Source organism: Frondihabitans sp. GW821-FHT04F02 (genome assembly GCF_059420045.1).
In genome coordinates this window covers 197,723-213,740 of the sequence record NZ_JBWKSZ010000001.1, presented here as the reverse complement: position 1 = coordinate 213,740, position 16,018 = coordinate 197,723, and the positions used below count along the sequence as shown (strand labels likewise).

The window sequence follows — 16,018 nt, the reverse complement described above, 5'->3', positions numbered from 1 at the left end:
CGGACCTAATTGCGCGGCCCGCGTTCCTCTGGCAAGGACAACCCGAAAGGCGGTCCTTGCGGCACTGGCATTCGCGCGCAGAAATCCTTGCTGGCGATGCGCGACGATGCCCGAATCCTCGACTGCACGAAAGCGTTCCTTGCGGACGGATCGTGTGGCGCGGTCAGAGCTGGTAGGTACTCGTCACGTACGCCGAGACCGACGCCGAGACGGCCGACGCAGCGCAGGCGGCCGCCAGGAGCAGGACGATTCGACGCCCCAACGAGCGGCGCCGACCGATGAGCACCGCGCCCAGATAGGCGACGGCCGGCGCGACGAGGGCGACGATCAGCTGAACCCAGGGAAGCGGCTTGACGAGTCCGTCGAGGCCGTTTGCCCTGTAGAAGGAATAGTTCTTGCTGATGAGGGGAGGAACGGTGATCACGTTCTGCAACCCGATCCAGGTGAAGTACGCCGCCAGCAAGCCGAAGACAGCCAGCGCCGTGATCCATCCGACGAAGGTGGACGAGCGGTCCGACATGATGCCGTTCTCACCGGCCTCGTCACCGCTCGTCGATTCTGCCGACGCCAGGTCGCTCACGAGGTTCCTCCATAGACGAACTGCCACGGGATCAGCACGATGACTCCCACCAGCAGCCAGACGACACGACGACGTGCCGACGAGGCAGGCGTCAGGGAGAGAGTCGCGGCGAACCACAGTGCCGGGGCGAAGACGGCCAGCCACTGCCCGAGATGCCACAGTGTCAATGAGGCGCCGGCGAGCCCCGGTGCCGTCGCACGGGTGACGGCCAAGAGCCAGGCGACCGTGTAGAGCAGGAGGATCGCGGCGAAGACGCCGTGGGCGACGAGCATGCCCGAACTGAGCACGCCCTCGGGCAACTCGTCTTCGTCGCCGTCCGCGTCGTCGGCGGTCTCGTCGCCCCGGTGCCCGCGGGCCGGGCCCTCGACATAGCTGCTGTCGGCCGACTCGCCCCAGCTCAGGGCCTCATCGTCGTCGAGCTCGTGGTCGACGGGATTCTTCTCGGGGCTCACGCGGCGACCCGCGACGAGATCTTGTCAGCGACCACAGCCGCCAGCGACGGAAACAGGGGGTGGCCGGGAAACACTCCCGTGAGCGTCTCGGCGAGCAGCTCGGGACTCACGCCGGAGCCGGCGCTCGTGCGCAGCAGAGACTGCAGTTCGCGACTCTCGACGTCGTCGGGCACGTCGAAGTCGAGAGCGGCGCGGACGACGCGGACGAGGCCGTCGAAGGCCAGACCTCGCTCGGCGAGCTGCGCGGCCGGTCCGACGAGGCGTTCGTGCCGGCTCAGCTTGCTGAGCGGGTTGCGACCCACGCGGCCGGTGGTGTCGGGGAGGTGCGGGTTCGAGATGCGCTCGAGGTTGCGGTCGATGTAGGCCTGCTGCTCGGCGGCGTCGAATCCGTGCTTCTCGATCAGGAGGGCCTTCGTCTCGAGCAGAACCTCGAGCACCTGGGCGTGGATCTCGGGAACCTCGAGGGCCTCGCGGACGCTGCCGATCCCCCGGGCCCAGCCGTAGTAGGCAGCGGCGGCGTGCGCGGTGTTGACGGTGAAGAGCTTGCGCTCGATGAACGGCGCCAGGTCGTCGACCCAGGTGACGCCGTCGATGCCGGGTGCGTCGACGCGGCCCGCGAACGGACCGATCTCGATGGCCCACTCGGCGAACGACTCGATGATCACGTCGAGGCCGGGCGTCTGCTCCGGCACGATGCGGTCGATCTCGCAGTTGGCGAAGACGGCGGAGTCGGCGGCGACCGGCGCGACGCCGCCCAGCGACTCGACGGAGCGGGCGACGGAGGCGGCGAGCGTCGTGGACGCGCCGATGGCGGTCTCGCAGGCGATGACGACGAGCGGAGCCAGGTCGGCGTCGCGCTCGATCAGGCCGCGGGCGATGAGGGGTGCCAGCGATGGGAGGACGCGCGGGCCGACCGAGGTGGTGACGATGTCGGCCGTGGAGATCTCGTAGACGGCGCGCGCCTCGTCGAGTCGGCTGTCGACGGCGCGGAAGCCGTCGACCGAGGTGGTGCGGCCATCGCCGCCGACCTCGTGGACCTCGTACGACGCGGCTGCTTCGAGCTCCCGGACCAGTTCGGAGTTCACATCGCAGAACACGACCTCGTAGCCCGAGGCGTGGAGGTACTGACCGACGAAGCCTCGCCCGATGTTTCCGGCGCCGAAATGGACGGCCTTCTTGATCACAACCATCCTTCGATCATCGCACGTCGTTCCGTGCAGGACGACAACACCGCTTCCGCCCGAAGATACCGGAGATGACCGGTGCTTCCGGGCGAAAGCGGTGTCGAAAAGGTCACGAAACGGCTAGCGGGCGGCGTTGCCGTCTACGTAGTCGGCGTCCTGCTGCTTCCAGGCGAAGAGCGCGCGGAGCTCGTGGCCGGTGGCCTCGATGGGGTGCTCCTCGCCCTTCTTGCGGAGGGCCAGGAACTCCGGAGCGCCGGCGTCCTGGTCGTTGATGAAGCGCTCGGCGAAGGCACCCGACTGGATGTCCGCGAGGACGGCCTTCATGTTCTCCTTGACGTCGGGCGAGATGACGCGCGGGCCGGAGACGTAGTCGCCGTACTCGGCAGTGTCGGAGACCGACCAGCGCTGCTTGGCGAGGCCGCCCTCCCAGATGAGGTCGACGATCAGCTTGAGCTCGTGGAGCACCTCGAAGTAGGCGATCTGCGGCTGGTAGCCCGCCTCGGTGAGGGTCTCGAAGCCGTACTGGATCAGCTGCGAGGTACCGCCGCAGAGGACGGCCTGCTCGCCGAACAGGTCGGTCTCGGTCTCTTCGGTGAAGGTCGTCTTGATGCCGCCGGCGCGGAGGCCGCCGATGCCCTTGGAGTACGACCAGGCGAGGTCCCACGCCGAGCCCGTGGCGTCGACCTCGACGGCCACGATGACGGGGACGCCTCGGCCGGCCTCGAACTCGCGGCGCACGGTGTGGCCCGGGCCCTTGGGCGCGACGAGGACGACGTCGATGCCCTCGGGGGCCTCGATGTAGCCGAAGCGGATGTTGAAGCCGTGTCCGAAGACGAGGGCGTTGCCGGCCTCGATGTTCGGGGCGATGTCGTCTTTGTAGACGTGCCGCTGTACCTGGTCGGGCGCGAGGATCACGATGACGTCGCCCCACTTCGCGGCCTCGGCCGGCGTGAGCACCTGGAAGCCGGCCTCCTCGGCCTTCGGGCGGCTCTTGGAGCCCTCCTTGAGGCCGACGACGACCTCGACTCCGGAGTCGCGGAGGTTCAGCGCGTGGGCGTGACCCTGCGAGCCGTAGCCGATGACGGCGACCTTCTTGCCCTGGATGAGCGACAGGTCGGCGTCTTTGTCGTAGAAGATTTCAGTCACAGTGGTGGTTCTCCTTGTTGGTGGTGCGGGTCAGTTCTTGAAGACGCGGTCGGTGATGCTCTTGGCACCGCGGCCGATCGCGAGGAGCCCGGATTGCGAGATCTCCTTGATGCCGTAGGGCTCGAGCACCCTCAGAAGAGCCGTCGTCTTGCCGGTGTCGCCCGTGACCTCGATCACGAGCGCATCGGTCGACACGTCGACCACGCTGGCGCGGAAGAGGTTGACGGCCTCGAGCACCTGCGACCGGGACGTGTTGTCGACGCGGACCTTGATGAGCATGTGCTCGCGCTGGACCGACTGCGAGTAGTCGAGCTCGACGATCTTGATGACGTTGATCAGCTTGTTGAGCTGCTTCGTCACCTGCTCGAGCGGGAGCTCCTCGACGTCGACGACGACGGTGATGCGGCTGAGGCCGGGGATCTCGCTCTTGCCGACGGCGAGGCTCTCGATGTTGAAGCCGCGGCGGGCGAAGAGGCCGGCGACGCGGGTCAGCAGACCGGGTTTGTCTTCGACGAGGAGGGAGAGGACGTGGCTCATGCGTGTTCTCCGGTCATGTCGCCGTCGCGGGTGGTGTCGGTCGCGCTCGTGCCGGGCGCCTCGTCGTCCCACTCGGGGGCGAGGGCGCGAGCGTGCTGGATCTCGGAGTTCGACACGCCCTGCGGCACCATGGGCCACACCATCGCGTCGCGGCTGACCACGAAGTCGATGACGACGGGGCGGTCGTTGGTCGCGAGGGCCAGCTGGATCGCAGCGTCGATCTCGTCTTCGCGGGTGACCCGGATGCCCAGCGCGCCGTAGGCGTCGGCGAGCTTGACGAAGTCGGGGACCATGCGAGTGACGGTGCCGCCGCCGGTGTGGCCGGTGTTCAGGTCGGTGAACGAGTGGCGGCCCTCGTAGAACAGGGTCTGCCACTGGCGCACCATGCCGAGCGACGAGTTGTTGATGATCGCGACCTTGATCGGGATGCCGTTGATGACGCAGGTGGCGAGCTCCTGGTTGGTCATCTGGAAGCAGCCGTCTCCGTCGATCGCCCAGACGACGCGGTCGGGCTGGCCGACCTTGGCGCCCATGGCGGCGGGGACCGAGTAGCCCATGGTGCCGGCGCCGCCGGAGTTCAGCCAGGCGTGCGGACGCTCGTACTGGATGAACTGGGCCGACCACATCTGGTGCTGGCCGACACCCGAGGCGTAGACGGCCTCCGGCCCGGAGAGCTGGCCGATGCGCTGGATGACCTTCTGCGGTGACAGCAGGCCGTCGTCGGGCTCGGTGAAGCCGAGCGGGAACTGCTCGCGGAGACCGTTCAGACGCTCCCACCACGCCGACAGATCGGGCTGCGAACCGCCCGTGATGTCGGCGTAGGCGGCCGTGAGGTCGATGATGACCTCGCGCGCGTCGCCCACGATCGGCACGTCCGCCAGGCGGATCTTCGAGATCTCGGCGGGGTCGATGTCGACGTGCACGACTTTGGCGTTCGGGGCGAAGAGCTCCGCCTTGCCGGTCACCCGGTCGTCGAAGCGGGCGCCGAGGGCGATGATGAGATCGCTCTCCTGCAGGCCGAGGACGGCTGGGACGGTGCCGTGCATGCCCGGCATCCCGAGGTGCTGCCGGTGCGAGTCGGGGAACGCGCCCCGAGCCATCAGCGTGGTCACCACAGGCGCCCCCGTGGCCTCGACGAGCTCGAGCAGCTCGGCCGACGCACCGGAGCGGATCACGCCGCCGCCGACGTAGAAGACCGGCTTGCGCGACTCGGCGATGAGCTGGGCCGCGGCCGTGATCTGCTTCCCGTGCGCCTTGGTGATCGGACGGTAGCCGGGCAGGTCGACCGTCTCGGGCCAGACGAAGGGCGCGGACATCTGCTGCGCGTCTTTGGTGATGTCGACGAGCACGGGGCCGGGGCGGCCGGTCGAGGCGATCTGGTACGCCGCCGCGAGGGTCGCCGGGATGTCCTCCGGCTTCGTCACGAGGAACGAGTGCTTCGTGATCGGCATCGTGATGCCCACGATGTCGGCCTCCTGGAACGCGTCGGTTCCCATGAGGGTCGAGAACACCTGGCCGGTGATGGCCAGGAGCGGCACGGAGTCCATGTAGGCGTCGGCGATCGCGGTCACGAGGTTCGTCGCGCCGGGACCGGACGTCGCGATGGCGACGCCGACCCGCCCGGAGGCGGCGGCGTATCCCTCGGCGGCGTGACCGGCACCCTGCTCGTGGCGGACCAGGATGTGGCGGATCGCCGTCGACGACATGAGCTCGTCGTAGAACGGGATGATCGCGCCGCCGGGAAGGCCGAAGACGTCGGTGACGCCGAGCTTCTCGAGCGACCGGAGGATGGCGCCGGAACCCGTCAGGATCTCGGGGCTGGCCTGGCGCGGGCGGGCGGGTGCGGTGGGCAGGGGACTTGCATCTGGAGTCATCGGTGACGATTCCCTCTGGGGGTGGTGGCGAATGGGTGAAAGCCCTAGTAGGTGACAGCGCCCTCTGCGGCGGACTTCACCTGGCGGGCGTACTTGGCCAGGACTCCGCGCGTGTACACGGGAGGCAGAGGTGCCCAGCCGTCACGGCGGGCGTCAAGCTCAGCCGGATCGACGAGTAGGTCGAGCGAGCGAGCAGCGATATCGACCCGAATCAGATCACCATCGCGCACGAATGCGATCGGACCTGCGTCGACCGCTTCGGGTGCTATGTGGCCGATGCACAGGCCGGTTGTGCCGCCTGAGAATCGTCCGTCCGTCAACAGTAGTACATCCTTGCCGAGGCCCGCGCCCTTGATGGCCGCCGTGATGGCGAGCATCTCGCGCATGCCCGGGCCGCCCTTCGGGCCCTCGTAGCGGATGATGACGACGTCGCCCTTGTCGATGCGCCCCTCCGTGAGGGCGTCCATTGCGGCACGTTCGCGCTCGAACACCCGGGCAGGACCCTCGAACACGTCCGCGTCGAAGCCGGCGGTCTTCACGACGGCGCCCTCGGGAGCGAACGAGCCGCTGAGGACGGTGAGCCCGCCGGTCGGGTGGATCGGGTTGTCGAGCGTGCGCAGCACCTCGCCGTCGAGCGGCTTCGGCTTGATGTCGGCGAGGTTCTCGGCGACGGTCTTGCCGGTGACGGTGAGGCACTCGCCGTGGATCAATCCGGCATCGAGCAGGGCCTTCATGACGACGGGCACGCCGCCGTGTCGGTCGACGTCGTTCATGACGTACTTGCCGAACGGCTTGAGGTCGCCGATGTGAGGCACCTTGTCGCCGATGCGGTTGAAGTCGTCGATGGTCAGGTCGACCTCGGCCTCGTAGGCGATGGCGAGCAGGTGCAGCACGACGTTCGTCGAGCCGCCGAAGGCCATGGCGACGGCGATGGCGTTCTCGAACGCCTCCTTGGTCAGGATGTCGCGCGCAGTGATGCCGAGCCTCAGCATGTTCACGACGGCCTCGCCCGAGCGGTGGGCGAAGTAGTCGCGGCGACGGTCGGCCGAGGGCGGCGAGGCCGAGCCGGGGAGGCTCATGCCGAGCGCCTCGGCGACCGAGGCCATCGTGTTGGCGGTGTACATGCCGCCGCAGGCGCCCTCGCCCGGGGCGATGGCGCACTCGATGGCGTACAGGTCTTCGTCCGAGATCGTGCCGGCCTTGGCGGCACCGACGGCCTCGAACGAGTCGATGATCGTGACGTCCTTCTCGGTGCCGTCCGACAGCTTGACCCAGCCGGGAGCGATCGATCCGGCGTAGAGGAAGACGCTGGCCAGGTCGAGGCGCGCGGCGGCCATCAGCATGCCGGGCAGCGACTTGTCGCAGCCGGCGAGCAGCACGGAGCCATCCAGGCGCTCGGCCATCATCACGGTCTCGACGCTGTCGGCGATGACCTCGCGCGAGACGAGCGAGAAGTGCATGCCCTCGTGGCCCATCGCGATGCCGTCGGACACCGAGACGGTGCCGAACTGCAGCGGGTAGCCGCCACCCGAGTGGACGCCCTCTTTGGCGCCCTGAGCGAGTCGGTTCAGCGACAGGTTGCAGGGGGTGATCTCGTTCCACGACGAGGCGATGCCGATCTGCGGCTTCTCCCAGTCGGCGTCGCCCATTCCGACGGCGCGGAGCATTCCTCGCGAGGTGGTGGCTTCGACTCCGTCGGTGACGTCTCTGCTTCGAGGCTTCCAGTCGACGCCGTGCTCGTTCAATTTCTCAGGCATGCCGCTCAGTTTAGGGCGTCGGAGTGGCCGTGTCGGACGGGTGGAGCCCCGGCTGCCCGGTCGTCGTCGGCCGCGCCGTCCGGCTGACCGTGAGGTCCATCGGCGACACCTCCAGGATTCCGGCCGAGATGTTCCACCGGGCCGAGTACGAGCGCGTCGCCGACACCACCAGATCGAGGCGCACGCCCGCCGCCGCGGCGTCTTTCTCCGGGGTGCAGGAACTCGCCGCCCGGTCCGAGCCCGCCGCCATGATCAGGCAGAACGAGTCGTCGATCCCCCGCGCCACCCAGATGCCGCCCTTCACGCGACCGTCGGTGAACTGGGCGAGGACGCGCCGGGTCGTCGCCGGGTCGACGCGCGTCGGGACGACCGCCGGGATGTCGGCGGCCACCTGCTTCTGGTCGAAGTACTCCGAGCCGAGGCCCTGGGCGACGGCGGCTCCCGGGTCGACGGCGCTGAGCCCGTAGGTGGCGACGGCGGCCGGAGCTGCCCCGGGGGCGTCGCCCGGCGGGTCGGCGTGGAGCGCCTGGGCGACGCCGGCTCCCGCCAGGCCGGCGACGAGGACGGCGACGCCCGCGACCGCGACCCAGCTGCGGGCCGGACGGGACCTCGGCGGCGGGGTGGCGTCGGCCGCGGCGGGGGCTGCGGCGGGCAGTTCCTGCGACTCGTGGCTCTGCCTGCCGTGGACGGGTGGATGCAGGAGGGCTCGCAGCTCGGCCACGTCGCGCGGGTCGGGCGCCTCGGCGCCGTAGACCCGGGCTTCGAGTTCGCTTCGGCGCTCCTCGGGGCTCATGGCTCGATGGTAGTTCGCCGGGGTCGCGGTCGGCCGGCCGAATGTCGGTGGGGGCGGGCAGGGTGGGCGCATGGATGAGAAAGAGCGACTCCACCTCTACCTGAGGCAGCGGCGCGACGACCTGCTGCACAAGCTCGAGGGGCTCGGCGAGTACGACGCGCACCGGCCGATGACGCCGACGGGCACGAACCTGATCGGGCTCGTCAAGCACACCGCCAGCGTGCAGCTCGGCTACCTGGGCGAGGTGTTCGGGCGGCCCGCCGAGCGGCGGGTGGCGTTCGAGCTGCCCGGTGCGGCCGAAGACGACGACATGTGGTCGCCGGCCGGTGAGACGATCGCCGACGTCGTGGAGTTCCACCACTACTCGGCCGCGCACGCCGACGCGACCGTCGAGGCGCTCCCCCTCGATGCGGCCGGCGTCGTGCCGTGGTGGCCGGACGACCGCAAGGCCGTGACGCTGCAGTGGATCCTCGTGCACATGCTGTCCGAGACGGCGCGGCACGCGGGGCACGCCGACATCCTGCGCGAGACGATCGACGGGTCGGTCGGCAACGGCCCGGCCGACCCGAACGTGCCCGGCAAGTCGCCCGACGAGTGGGCGGCGTTCCGGGCGAGGATCGAGGCCGCCGCCCGCGAGGCCGGCGACCGCTAGCTCCAGCGAGTCGCTCGGAGGCGCGCACTCCAAGGCGGAGCACCGGCGACTATGGCGGAGCCATGTCGCCGGTGCGACAACGCCGGAGGGTGCGCCCCCGGCCGACCCCAGCGAGTCGCTCGGAGGCGTGCACTCCAAGGCGGAGCACCGGCGACTATGGCGGAGCCATGTCGCCGGTGCGACAACGCAGGAGGGTGCGCCCCCGAGCGACTCGGCCTAGCTCTGGCCGAGGTGGGCGCGGAGGTCGGCCAGATCAGCCAGCAGGTGCGCGACCGCGGCGGGATCGGCGACGCGGTAGGCCGCCGCGGTAGCGCCCGAGCCGCACTTGAGGCCGAAGTCGTCAGGGCCGAGCACGGCGAAGCCGTCCTCGTCGGTCACGTCGTCGCCGGCGAAGAGAACGGCGGTCGCACCGGTCATGGCACGCAGGCGTTCCAGCCCGTCGCCCTTCGATGCGCTGCGGACAGCGAACTCCAGGACGTCCTTGCCGGTGCGCGAGAAGGCGCCGGGCGCCTCGGCCTCGATGCGGCGAGCGGCCTCCGCATCGGCCGCCTCGGTATCGGCGTCGGTCGCGTTGCGCGTGTGGAGGGCGAAGCCGGCCGGCTTCTCCTCGACGATGACGTTCTCGTAGCCGGCCGCGACCTCGTCAAGGACGGTGTGGATCGTGGTCCGCAGCGCCGACTCCTCGGGCGTGAGGCCGACATCGGCCGAGCCGTCGATCCGGTACTCGACGCCGTGCGACCCCACGAGCAGCACGTCGTCGGGCATCTCGGACACCTCCGCCAGGCTGGCGATGGCGCGGCCCGAGACGAGGGCCACCGTGGTGTCGGGGAGCTCGACGAGACGGAGCAGGGCCTCGCGCGCCTCGGGGAGCATGCGCGCGCCCATCGGCTTGTCGACGGTCGGCGAGAGGGTGCCGTCGAAGTCGAGCGCGACGAGCAGCACGGCGGTGGTCGCGAGGCGGCCGAGCGCGTCGGCCATGGCGGTCTCGGCTGCGGCGTCGGGTTCCTCGGCGGCGCCGGGCACGGGGGCGGGGGCGGTCATGCGGCGGTCTCCGGGGTTCCTGCGCTGTCGTCTGCGGGCTCGGATCCCGACGACTCGGCCAGCGCCTCCTCGACGGTCTTCTTCGGCGGTGCCGCGATGCGGTGGCCCGGCCGGACGTCGGAGAGCGCTGCCAGGAACGACGCCGACCACTTCGCCACGTCGTTGTCGAGCACGCGTCGGCGCAGGGCGCGCATGCGCGTGACGCGGTCGCGGCGCGGCATCTCGATCGCGCGCATGATGGTGTTCTTGAGGCCGCCGATGTCGTGCGGGTTGACGAGGAGGGCGCTGCGGAGCTCGTCCGCGGCACCGGCGAACTCGCTCAGGATGAGCACGCCGTCGCTGTCGAAGCGGACGGCGATGTACTCCTTGGCGACGAGGTTCATGCCGTCGCGCAGGGCCGTCACGAGCATGATGTCGGCGGCGAGGTAGAGCGCGACCATCTCCTCGCGCGGGTAGCCGTGGTGGTGGTAGCTGATCGCGGTGTGGCTCATGGTGGCGTAGTCGCCGTTGATGCGGCCGACCGTCAGCTCGATCTCGTCGCGCAGGGCCATGTACGCCTCGACGCGCTCGCGGCTCGGCGACGCGACCTGCACGAGAGTCGCGTCCTCGACGCTGAGACGGCCGTCGGAGAGCAGCTCGCCGAACGCCTTCATGCGGTGGCGGATGCCCTTGGTGTAGTCGAGGCGGTCGACGCCGAGGATCACCGTCTTCGGGTTGCCGAGCCCCTCGCGGATCTCGCGGGCGCGGGCCTGGATCTCGGGCTTGCGGGCCAGGGCCTCGAAGCCGGCGGAGTCGATCGAGATCGGGAAGTGCTTCGCGACGACGCGGCGCACCTTGCGACCGCGGCGCGACAGCGGGGCCGACTCGTCGTCGACCGGCACGTCGATGTAGGGGCGCGTCGTGGCGTAGCCGAGCAGATGGCGCACCGAGCGCGAGAAGTTGGAGGCGTCGTCGGCGCGCTGGAACCCGATGACGTCGGCGCCGAGCAGACCCTCGAGGATCTTCTCGCGCCACGGCAGCTGCGAGAAGATGCCGAGCGGCGGGAACGGGATGTGGTTGAAGAACCCGATGGTCAGGTCGGGGCGGAGCTCGCGGAGGAACTGCGGCACCAGCTGCATCTGGTAGTCCTGCACCCACACGACGCCGTCCTGCTCGGCGACCTCGGCGGCCCGTTGCGCGAACCGGCGGTTCACCAGCACGTAGCTGTCCCACCACACGCGGTGGTAGGTCGGGGCCGAGATGACGTCGTGGTACAGCGGCCAGAGCGTGTCGTTGCTGAAGCCCTCGTAGTAGCGCTGCACCTCTTCTTCGCTGAGCGGCACGGGCACGACGTTGATGCCGTCGTTCTCGAACGGCTCGAACTCGAGGTCGGGCTTGCCGGCCCAGCCCACCCAGGCGCCGTCGTTCGCGCGCATCACGGGCTCGAGGGCCGTGACGAGGCCGCCGGGCGAGTGCTCCCACTTGACGTCGCCGTTCTCGTCGACGGTGTGGTCGACCGGCAGGCGGTTCGAGACCACGACGAAGCCGTAGGTCTCGTGCTCGGTGGCGGGAGGGGTGTGATCGGGGTGTTCGGACATCGGGTGTAGGTGCTCCGCTCGCTGACCCGGGACGCGTTCCCCCGGGGTTCCGAGGCTACCAGCGCGCCGAACCGGGCGGTTCAGAGGCCCGGGCGCAGGAACCCGGGGGGGCCGGCCCCGGCAGATCAGTCCAGCAGGCGCAGGGTCGCCTCCGCCGCACGGGCCAGGGCGACGCCGTAGCTCCGGCCGTGCCCTGCCGCGTGCACCGCAAGCGGGTGCAGCTGGTGCAGGGGCACCCGCGCCTCCCAGCCCGGGCGCAGCGGCGCTGCCGCGTCGTACGCGGCCAGCACGTCGTCGAGGTACGGGCAGCCGAAGAGCGCGAGCATGGCAAGGTCGGTCTCGGGGTGCCCGCCGTGCGCCGCCGGGTCGATCAGCACGACGCCGTCGGCGCCGAAGAGCACGTTGCCGTTCCAGAGGTCCCCGTGGAGGCGCGCGGGCGCCGCATCGTCGTCGAACTCCCCCGCCGCGATGGCATCGCAGGCGCGCCCGACGACGGCCGCCTCGTCTGGGGCGAGGCTGCCCGCCGCTACGGCGATGTCGGCGAACGGCCGCACGCGCTGCTCGGCGTAGAAGACGCCCCACGAGTCGCGGGGGCGGCACGCCTGCTCGCGGCTGCCGATGAACGTGGGGCCGGTCCAGCCGTCGGGCGGGGCCCCGAAGTCGGCGGCGCCGGCGCCGTGGGTGACGGCGAGCGCACGGCCGAAGGCGCGGGCCGCGGCGGTCGCGGGGCGGACCTCGGCGACGGCTTCCAGCTCGATGCGGCCGGTCGCCACGGCGATCACCTCGGCGACCCGGGCGCCGCCCGCCGCCTGGGCTTCGGCGAGCCAGCGGAGGCCGCGGGCTTCGGCCTGGAAGAAGCCTGCGGGAGCATCGGGCCGGGTCTTCACATGCGAGGTCACCCCTGAATCCTGCCCGTCACCAGTGATCGAGGACCACCTGAAGGGCTTTGTAGAAACAAAGACCGACGGCAATGACCAGAAATCCGGAAACGACTTTGCCTCGCCACAGGGAGCATGTGACAACAAGAGCCACCAGGGTGGCGAATGCCTCGAGAAGGAGGACGCCATCCCAATCTCGATCAAGTCTCCGGCGAACGTCGGCCGTCCCGACGAACGTTGCCACGGCGACACACCAGAGCCACCAGCGCGTCTCGTAGACGCGCTTCTCCACGACAGGGTGTGGTTCGTTGGTCAAGACGCCTCCTTTCGAAGATATCGAAGGAACCCGACGGCACCAGGGACAACAATCCAGAGAGCGGCGGATGTCACCGCGGCCAAGGGATCAGCTCCTGATGCCATCCAGTTCGGGAAACTCGCGGATGCGAAATACCTGCCGCCGCCGTCAGGAACGACCGCGAGCGCGAGATCGAAAACAAGCTCGACGAAGAGGACCACTGCGACCGCCACTGGTGGAGACAACGCAACCGCGCCGATTGCGACCCCGAACAGACATCCCGGCACCACAGAGCTACGACACCCCACACCATCGCCCAGAACCCACCGAGGACCATCGGTTGTTCGCGGCTGAGTCCCACGGTTAGTCCCGCAGCAACGGCTAGCACGATGGCAACACCGCTGATTCCGAGGACTCCGATGAGGGATGCGGCGATCTTCGCTCGAAAGATGCGATCACGCCGCGACTCCACGAAAAGCGTCTGCTGTATCGCCTGCGTGCGCCAGTCTGATGCAGCGGCGATGGCCGACAGGACGGGCGCGATAATTGCGAACGGCAAAACAGCAGCCGCCGCCGTCTGACTCAGGTCGAGGACTCCCCCTTCTTGGACAAGCAGCCCGAGAGCGCCGAGCCCTACGGCAGCGACGATGCAGACGAGCATCGTGACGATGGACGATCGCGTGTCAAAAAGCTTCCTTAGCTCAAAGGCAATGAGGCGGCTCATTTGGCACCTCCGCGTAGGGGAGGTCGATATTCACCTGAGGCGACAGCAGCGAACGTCTTCTCGAGTGATTCGCCTTGATCGTCGCGGAGTTCGAGTACGGCGATGCCAGCCCGGAATGCACAGAGGCCAACCGCCTCAAGCGGACCATCGATCGCCCAGCTTCCCGCCGAGTATCGATGCGCCCAGCCGGTCTCCGAGAGGGCATCAGCGAGTCGCGCATCATCGTCGACTCGAAGGAGAGTTCGCGTGTGCTCGACGGCTGAGCCACAACTCACATCATGCACAAGCATCCCGCGGCTCAGGATCAAGACGCGATCCGCCACCGCTTCGAGCTCGTTCAAGAGGTGACTTGAGACGACTACGATCCCGCCGGATTCGGCGAACTGCCGCATGACCGACTTCACCCAGGTGATCGCCTCGGCGTCGAGGCCGTTCATCGGCTCGTCGAGAAGGAGAATCGCTGTCGGCCGAAGAGTGGCGAGTGCCAACCCCAGTCGTACCTTCATCCCGAGAGACAGAGTCTTGACAAGACGACTACCAACCTCGGAAAGACCGGACCACTCCAATCGATCATCAGCTCTGGACCGACTCTGTCCAGAAAGAAAGGCCACCAACCGCAGGGTCTCTCGGACCGTTCGACCAGGATGGAGGTTGTCCACTCCCAAGAACACGCCAGTACCGGAGTCGCCAATTCGGGTCAGCTCCGGAGATCCACCATCAATCGTGATCGTCCCGCTCGACGGCTGACCAAGGCCCGACAGGAGCCGGAAAAGCGTGGTCTTCCCCGAACCGTTGGGCCCGGCAAGTCCCACCACGGTCCCGGCCCGCACATCGAAAGAGATACCGCTGAGAGCGTCTCGTTTTCCGTACCGCCGAGTGACGTCTCTGCATACGAGATGCACCATAGGACTCCTTCGAGAATGGTCGCGGCGGGCGAAATGCGAAGATTTCGCCCGCCGCACGGGTTAGTGGGTGAGAACCCAGTCGATGATCCGGCTGAGAATCTCAGTCGCAGAAGCGTTGGCGAGGAACTTGATACCCGAGCGGACCCACGAGGCCAGACTGTTCCACCAAGCCACCGTCTTGCTCCAACCGGCCTTGGCCGCTTTGACGCAGGCCTGCCAGATTGCGACGCCGGCTTTTTTGATGAACGAGATGATCGGACCGATCGGGATCCTGCCCCTCGACGACTTCGACGGCTCCGGAGTATCTGCCGGGATTCGAAGGTCGGCAGCGACGCCCGACGGGGATCCGATTGGCGTGACGGAGCTTGCGGTCGAGACAACTGCCGTGGTGGTGCTGGGAGCAGGCGCCGCAACGACTGGCGTCGCTCCGAGACCGATCGAGAGGCTCCCGAGCACGATGCCTGCAGCGACTGAGACACGATTGACTTTCTTCACGCGTTTCCATTCTAGAAGAATATACACATGAAATTTCTCGTTAATACTTCAACAACGCGAGTCGGCATCTCGGCGGACACACGCGTACCCCGCATCCGTCGCCGGGCGCCGCCGCCTAAAATCGCGAGCATGCACCGCACCCGCGCCTACCGCGACGGATCGCTCGTCGGCGAGGACTTCGCTCTCGACGACGTCAGCGACTACCTCGAATCCGACGACTGCATGATCTGGGTCGACTTCGTCTCGCCCACCCAGGCCGACCTCGACAAGGTCGGCGAGGAGATGAACCTGCACGAGCTCGCCATCGAGGACGCCCTCGAGCACGGGCAGCGGCCGAAGCTCGACCGGTACGAGAAGTTCCTGTTCGCCGTGATGTACGACGTCGACTTCGACCCGGAGTCAGGCGACCTGGCCACCCGCGAGGTCAAGGCGTTCATCACGCGGCGCGCGATGGTGACGATCCACGACGAGTCGTTCGACATCTCGCTCGTCACGAAGACATGGGACGACAACCGCGACCTCGCCCAGAAGGGCGTCGCCTTTCTCGTCTGGGGCCTCCTCGACCGCATCGTCGACCGGCACTACGACACCGCCGACGCCCTCGACGACGCGATCGACGGCTTGGAGGAGAACCTGTTCGACCTGAAGCAGCAGACGATGGAGATCCAGCGCCGCTCGTTCACGCTCCGCAAGAGCCTCGTGACGCTGCGGCGCGTCGTGAACCCGATGCGCGAGATCCTGAACACGCTGCTCCGGCGCGACGACACCCAGTTCGCGCCCGACATGGGGCCGTACTTCCAAGACGTCTACGACCACGTGCTGCGGGTGATCGAGCAGACCGACAGCCTCCGCGACCTGGTGTCGACGATCCTCGACACGAACCTCAGCATCCAGAGCAACCGGATGAACCTCGTCATGAAGAAGGTCACGTCGTGGGCTGGAATCATCGCCGTACCGACGGCGATCACCGGGTTCTTCGGGCAGAACGTGCCGTTTCCCGGCTACTCGCACGAGTGGGGCTTCGCCCTGTCGTCGGTGTCGATCGTGGCGATCTCGGTGGTGCTGTACGCGTCGTTCAAGAAGCGCGACTGGCTGTGACGCACCACCTCCTGCGATCCTGAAATACCG

Annotated in this window: 17 protein-coding genes; 2 read left to right on the top strand and 15 right to left on the bottom strand. The window is 68.5% G+C overall.

All coding sequences use genetic code 11. The features are described 5' to 3' along the window. Nucleotides 1-163: 163 nt before the first annotated feature. From AC07TY_RS01045 to AC07TY_RS01010, 8 genes are all read right to left on the bottom strand, one after another. Complete coding sequence (locus tag AC07TY_RS01045) at nucleotides 164-580, bottom strand: hypothetical protein (protein WP_494784083.1); 417 nt, start codon at nucleotides 578-580, stop codon at nucleotides 164-166. Next, nucleotides 577-1,032 (bottom strand): hypothetical protein, encoded by a 456-nt coding sequence (locus tag AC07TY_RS01040; RefSeq protein ID WP_123504970.1) that lies wholly within the window; start codon nucleotides 1,030-1,032, stop codon nucleotides 577-579. Before AC07TY_RS01040 ends, AC07TY_RS01045 begins: the two co-directional genes overlap by 4 nt. Next, nucleotides 1,029-2,222: a mannitol-1-phosphate 5-dehydrogenase gene (locus AC07TY_RS01035; RefSeq protein WP_494784082.1), complete on the bottom strand. Its 1,194-nt coding sequence runs from the start codon at nucleotides 2,220-2,222 to the stop codon at nucleotides 1,029-1,031. The genes AC07TY_RS01040 and AC07TY_RS01035 overlap by 4 nt, the downstream gene beginning before the upstream one ends. 114 nt (nucleotides 2,223-2,336) lie before the next feature. Next, entirely contained in the window at nucleotides 2,337-3,362 is a 1,026-nt protein-coding gene (ilvC, locus tag AC07TY_RS01030; RefSeq protein WP_123504972.1) for a ketol-acid reductoisomerase, read from the bottom strand. A gap of 30 nt (nucleotides 3,363-3,392) precedes the next feature. Further along, nucleotides 3,393-3,899 (bottom strand): acetolactate synthase small subunit, encoded by a 507-nt coding sequence (gene ilvN, locus AC07TY_RS01025; RefSeq protein ID WP_123504973.1) that lies wholly within the window; start codon nucleotides 3,897-3,899, stop codon nucleotides 3,393-3,395. Then, nucleotides 3,896-5,773 (bottom strand): acetolactate synthase large subunit, encoded by a 1,878-nt coding sequence (locus AC07TY_RS01020; RefSeq protein WP_494784081.1) that lies wholly within the window; start codon nucleotides 5,771-5,773, stop codon nucleotides 3,896-3,898. Before AC07TY_RS01020 ends, ilvN begins: the two co-directional genes overlap by 4 nt. 44 nt (nucleotides 5,774-5,817) lie before the next feature. Beyond that, nucleotides 5,818-7,530, bottom strand: coding sequence for a dihydroxy-acid dehydratase (ilvD, locus tag AC07TY_RS01015; protein ID WP_123504975.1), 1,713 nt, complete (start codon nucleotides 7,528-7,530; stop codon nucleotides 5,818-5,820). Nucleotides 7,531-7,540: 10 nt separating this feature from the next. Beyond that, nucleotides 7,541-8,323 (bottom strand): hypothetical protein, encoded by a 783-nt coding sequence (locus AC07TY_RS01010; RefSeq protein ID WP_494784080.1) that lies wholly within the window; start codon nucleotides 8,321-8,323, stop codon nucleotides 7,541-7,543. Between the two features lie 70 nt (nucleotides 8,324-8,393). Between AC07TY_RS01010 and AC07TY_RS01005 the strand changes: the two genes are divergently transcribed. Then, nucleotides 8,394-8,975 carry a DinB family protein gene (locus AC07TY_RS01005; protein ID WP_494784079.1) on the top strand — a complete coding sequence of 194 codons (582 nt, stop codon included), beginning with the start codon at nucleotides 8,394-8,396 and terminating at the stop codon, nucleotides 8,973-8,975. Between the two features lie 216 nt (nucleotides 8,976-9,191). Here the strand turns inward: AC07TY_RS01005 and otsB are convergent, their stop codons facing one another. The 7 genes from otsB to AC07TY_RS00970 all read right to left on the bottom strand — a co-directional run bounded on the left by otsB (nucleotide 9,192) and on the right by AC07TY_RS00970 (nucleotide 14,890). After that, nucleotides 9,192-10,016, bottom strand: coding sequence for a trehalose-phosphatase (gene otsB / locus AC07TY_RS01000; RefSeq protein ID WP_494784078.1), 825 nt, complete (start codon nucleotides 10,014-10,016; stop codon nucleotides 9,192-9,194). Then, nucleotides 10,013-11,593 carry an alpha,alpha-trehalose-phosphate synthase (UDP-forming) gene (locus AC07TY_RS00995; protein ID WP_488626552.1) on the bottom strand — a complete coding sequence of 527 codons (1,581 nt, stop codon included), beginning with the start codon at nucleotides 11,591-11,593 and terminating at the stop codon, nucleotides 10,013-10,015. Before AC07TY_RS00995 ends, otsB begins: the two co-directional genes overlap by 4 nt. 125 nt (nucleotides 11,594-11,718) lie before the next feature. Beyond that, nucleotides 11,719-12,492, bottom strand: coding sequence for a fructosamine kinase family protein (locus AC07TY_RS00990; protein WP_494784077.1), 774 nt, complete (start codon nucleotides 12,490-12,492; stop codon nucleotides 11,719-11,721). Between the two features lie 16 nt (nucleotides 12,493-12,508). Further along, nucleotides 12,509-12,787 carry a hypothetical protein gene (locus AC07TY_RS00985; protein WP_233579813.1) on the bottom strand — a complete coding sequence of 93 codons (279 nt, stop codon included), beginning with the start codon at nucleotides 12,785-12,787 and terminating at the stop codon, nucleotides 12,509-12,511. A gap of 70 nt (nucleotides 12,788-12,857) precedes the next feature. Further along, the gene (locus AC07TY_RS00980; RefSeq protein WP_494784076.1) at nucleotides 12,858-13,490 is read right to left on the bottom strand and encodes a hypothetical protein; all 633 of its coding nucleotides are present in this window, start codon (nucleotides 13,488-13,490) and stop codon (nucleotides 12,858-12,860) included. Next, nucleotides 13,487-14,395, bottom strand: coding sequence for an ABC transporter ATP-binding protein (locus AC07TY_RS00975; protein ID WP_494784075.1), 909 nt, complete (start codon nucleotides 14,393-14,395; stop codon nucleotides 13,487-13,489). The genes AC07TY_RS00980 and AC07TY_RS00975 overlap by 4 nt, the downstream gene beginning before the upstream one ends. Nucleotides 14,396-14,455: 60 nt before the next feature. Beyond that, the gene (locus tag AC07TY_RS00970; RefSeq protein ID WP_494784074.1) at nucleotides 14,456-14,890 is read right to left on the bottom strand and encodes a hypothetical protein; all 435 of its coding nucleotides are present in this window, start codon (nucleotides 14,888-14,890) and stop codon (nucleotides 14,456-14,458) included. Nucleotides 14,891-15,019: 129 nt separating this feature from the next. On the opposite strand from AC07TY_RS00970, the gene AC07TY_RS00965 reads away from it, so the two are divergent. Continuing rightward, nucleotides 15,020-15,988, top strand: coding sequence for a magnesium transporter CorA family protein (locus tag AC07TY_RS00965; RefSeq protein WP_494784073.1), 969 nt, complete (start codon nucleotides 15,020-15,022; stop codon nucleotides 15,986-15,988). Nucleotides 15,989-16,018 lie beyond the last annotated feature (30 nt).

Bases quoted from the DNA above. Each gene is read 5' to 3' on its own strand.
- AC07TY_RS01035 (WP_494784082.1), bottom strand. From the start codon at position 2,222: ATGGTTGTGATCAAGAAGGCCGTCCATTTCGGCGCCGGAAACATCGGG.
- ilvN (WP_123504973.1), bottom strand. From the start codon at position 3,899: ATGAGCCACGTCCTCTCCCTCCTCGTCGAAGACAAACCCGGTCTGCTG.
- AC07TY_RS01020 (WP_494784081.1), bottom strand. From the start codon at position 5,773: ATGACTCCAGATGCAAGTCCCCTGCCCACCGCACCCGCCCGCCCGCGC.
- ilvD (WP_123504975.1), bottom strand. From the start codon at position 7,530: ATGCCTGAGAAATTGAACGAGCACGGCGTCGACTGGAAGCCTCGAAGC.
- AC07TY_RS01010 (WP_494784080.1), bottom strand. From the start codon at position 8,323: ATGAGCCCCGAGGAGCGCCGAAGCGAACTCGAAGCCCGGGTCTACGGC.
- AC07TY_RS01005 (WP_494784079.1), top strand. From the start codon at position 8,394: ATGGATGAGAAAGAGCGACTCCACCTCTACCTGAGGCAGCGGCGCGAC.
- otsB (WP_494784078.1), bottom strand. From the start codon at position 10,016: ATGACCGCCCCCGCCCCCGTGCCCGGCGCCGCCGAGGAACCCGACGCC.
- AC07TY_RS00995 (WP_488626552.1), bottom strand. From the start codon at position 11,593: ATGTCCGAACACCCCGATCACACCCCTCCCGCCACCGAGCACGAGACC.
- AC07TY_RS00980 (WP_494784076.1), bottom strand. From the start codon at position 13,490: ATGAGCCGCCTCATTGCCTTTGAGCTAAGGAAGCTTTTTGACACGCGA.
- AC07TY_RS00975 (WP_494784075.1), bottom strand. From the start codon at position 14,395: ATGGTGCATCTCGTATGCAGAGACGTCACTCGGCGGTACGGAAAACGA.
- AC07TY_RS00965 (WP_494784073.1), top strand. From the start codon at position 15,020: ATGCACCGCACCCGCGCCTACCGCGACGGATCGCTCGTCGGCGAGGAC.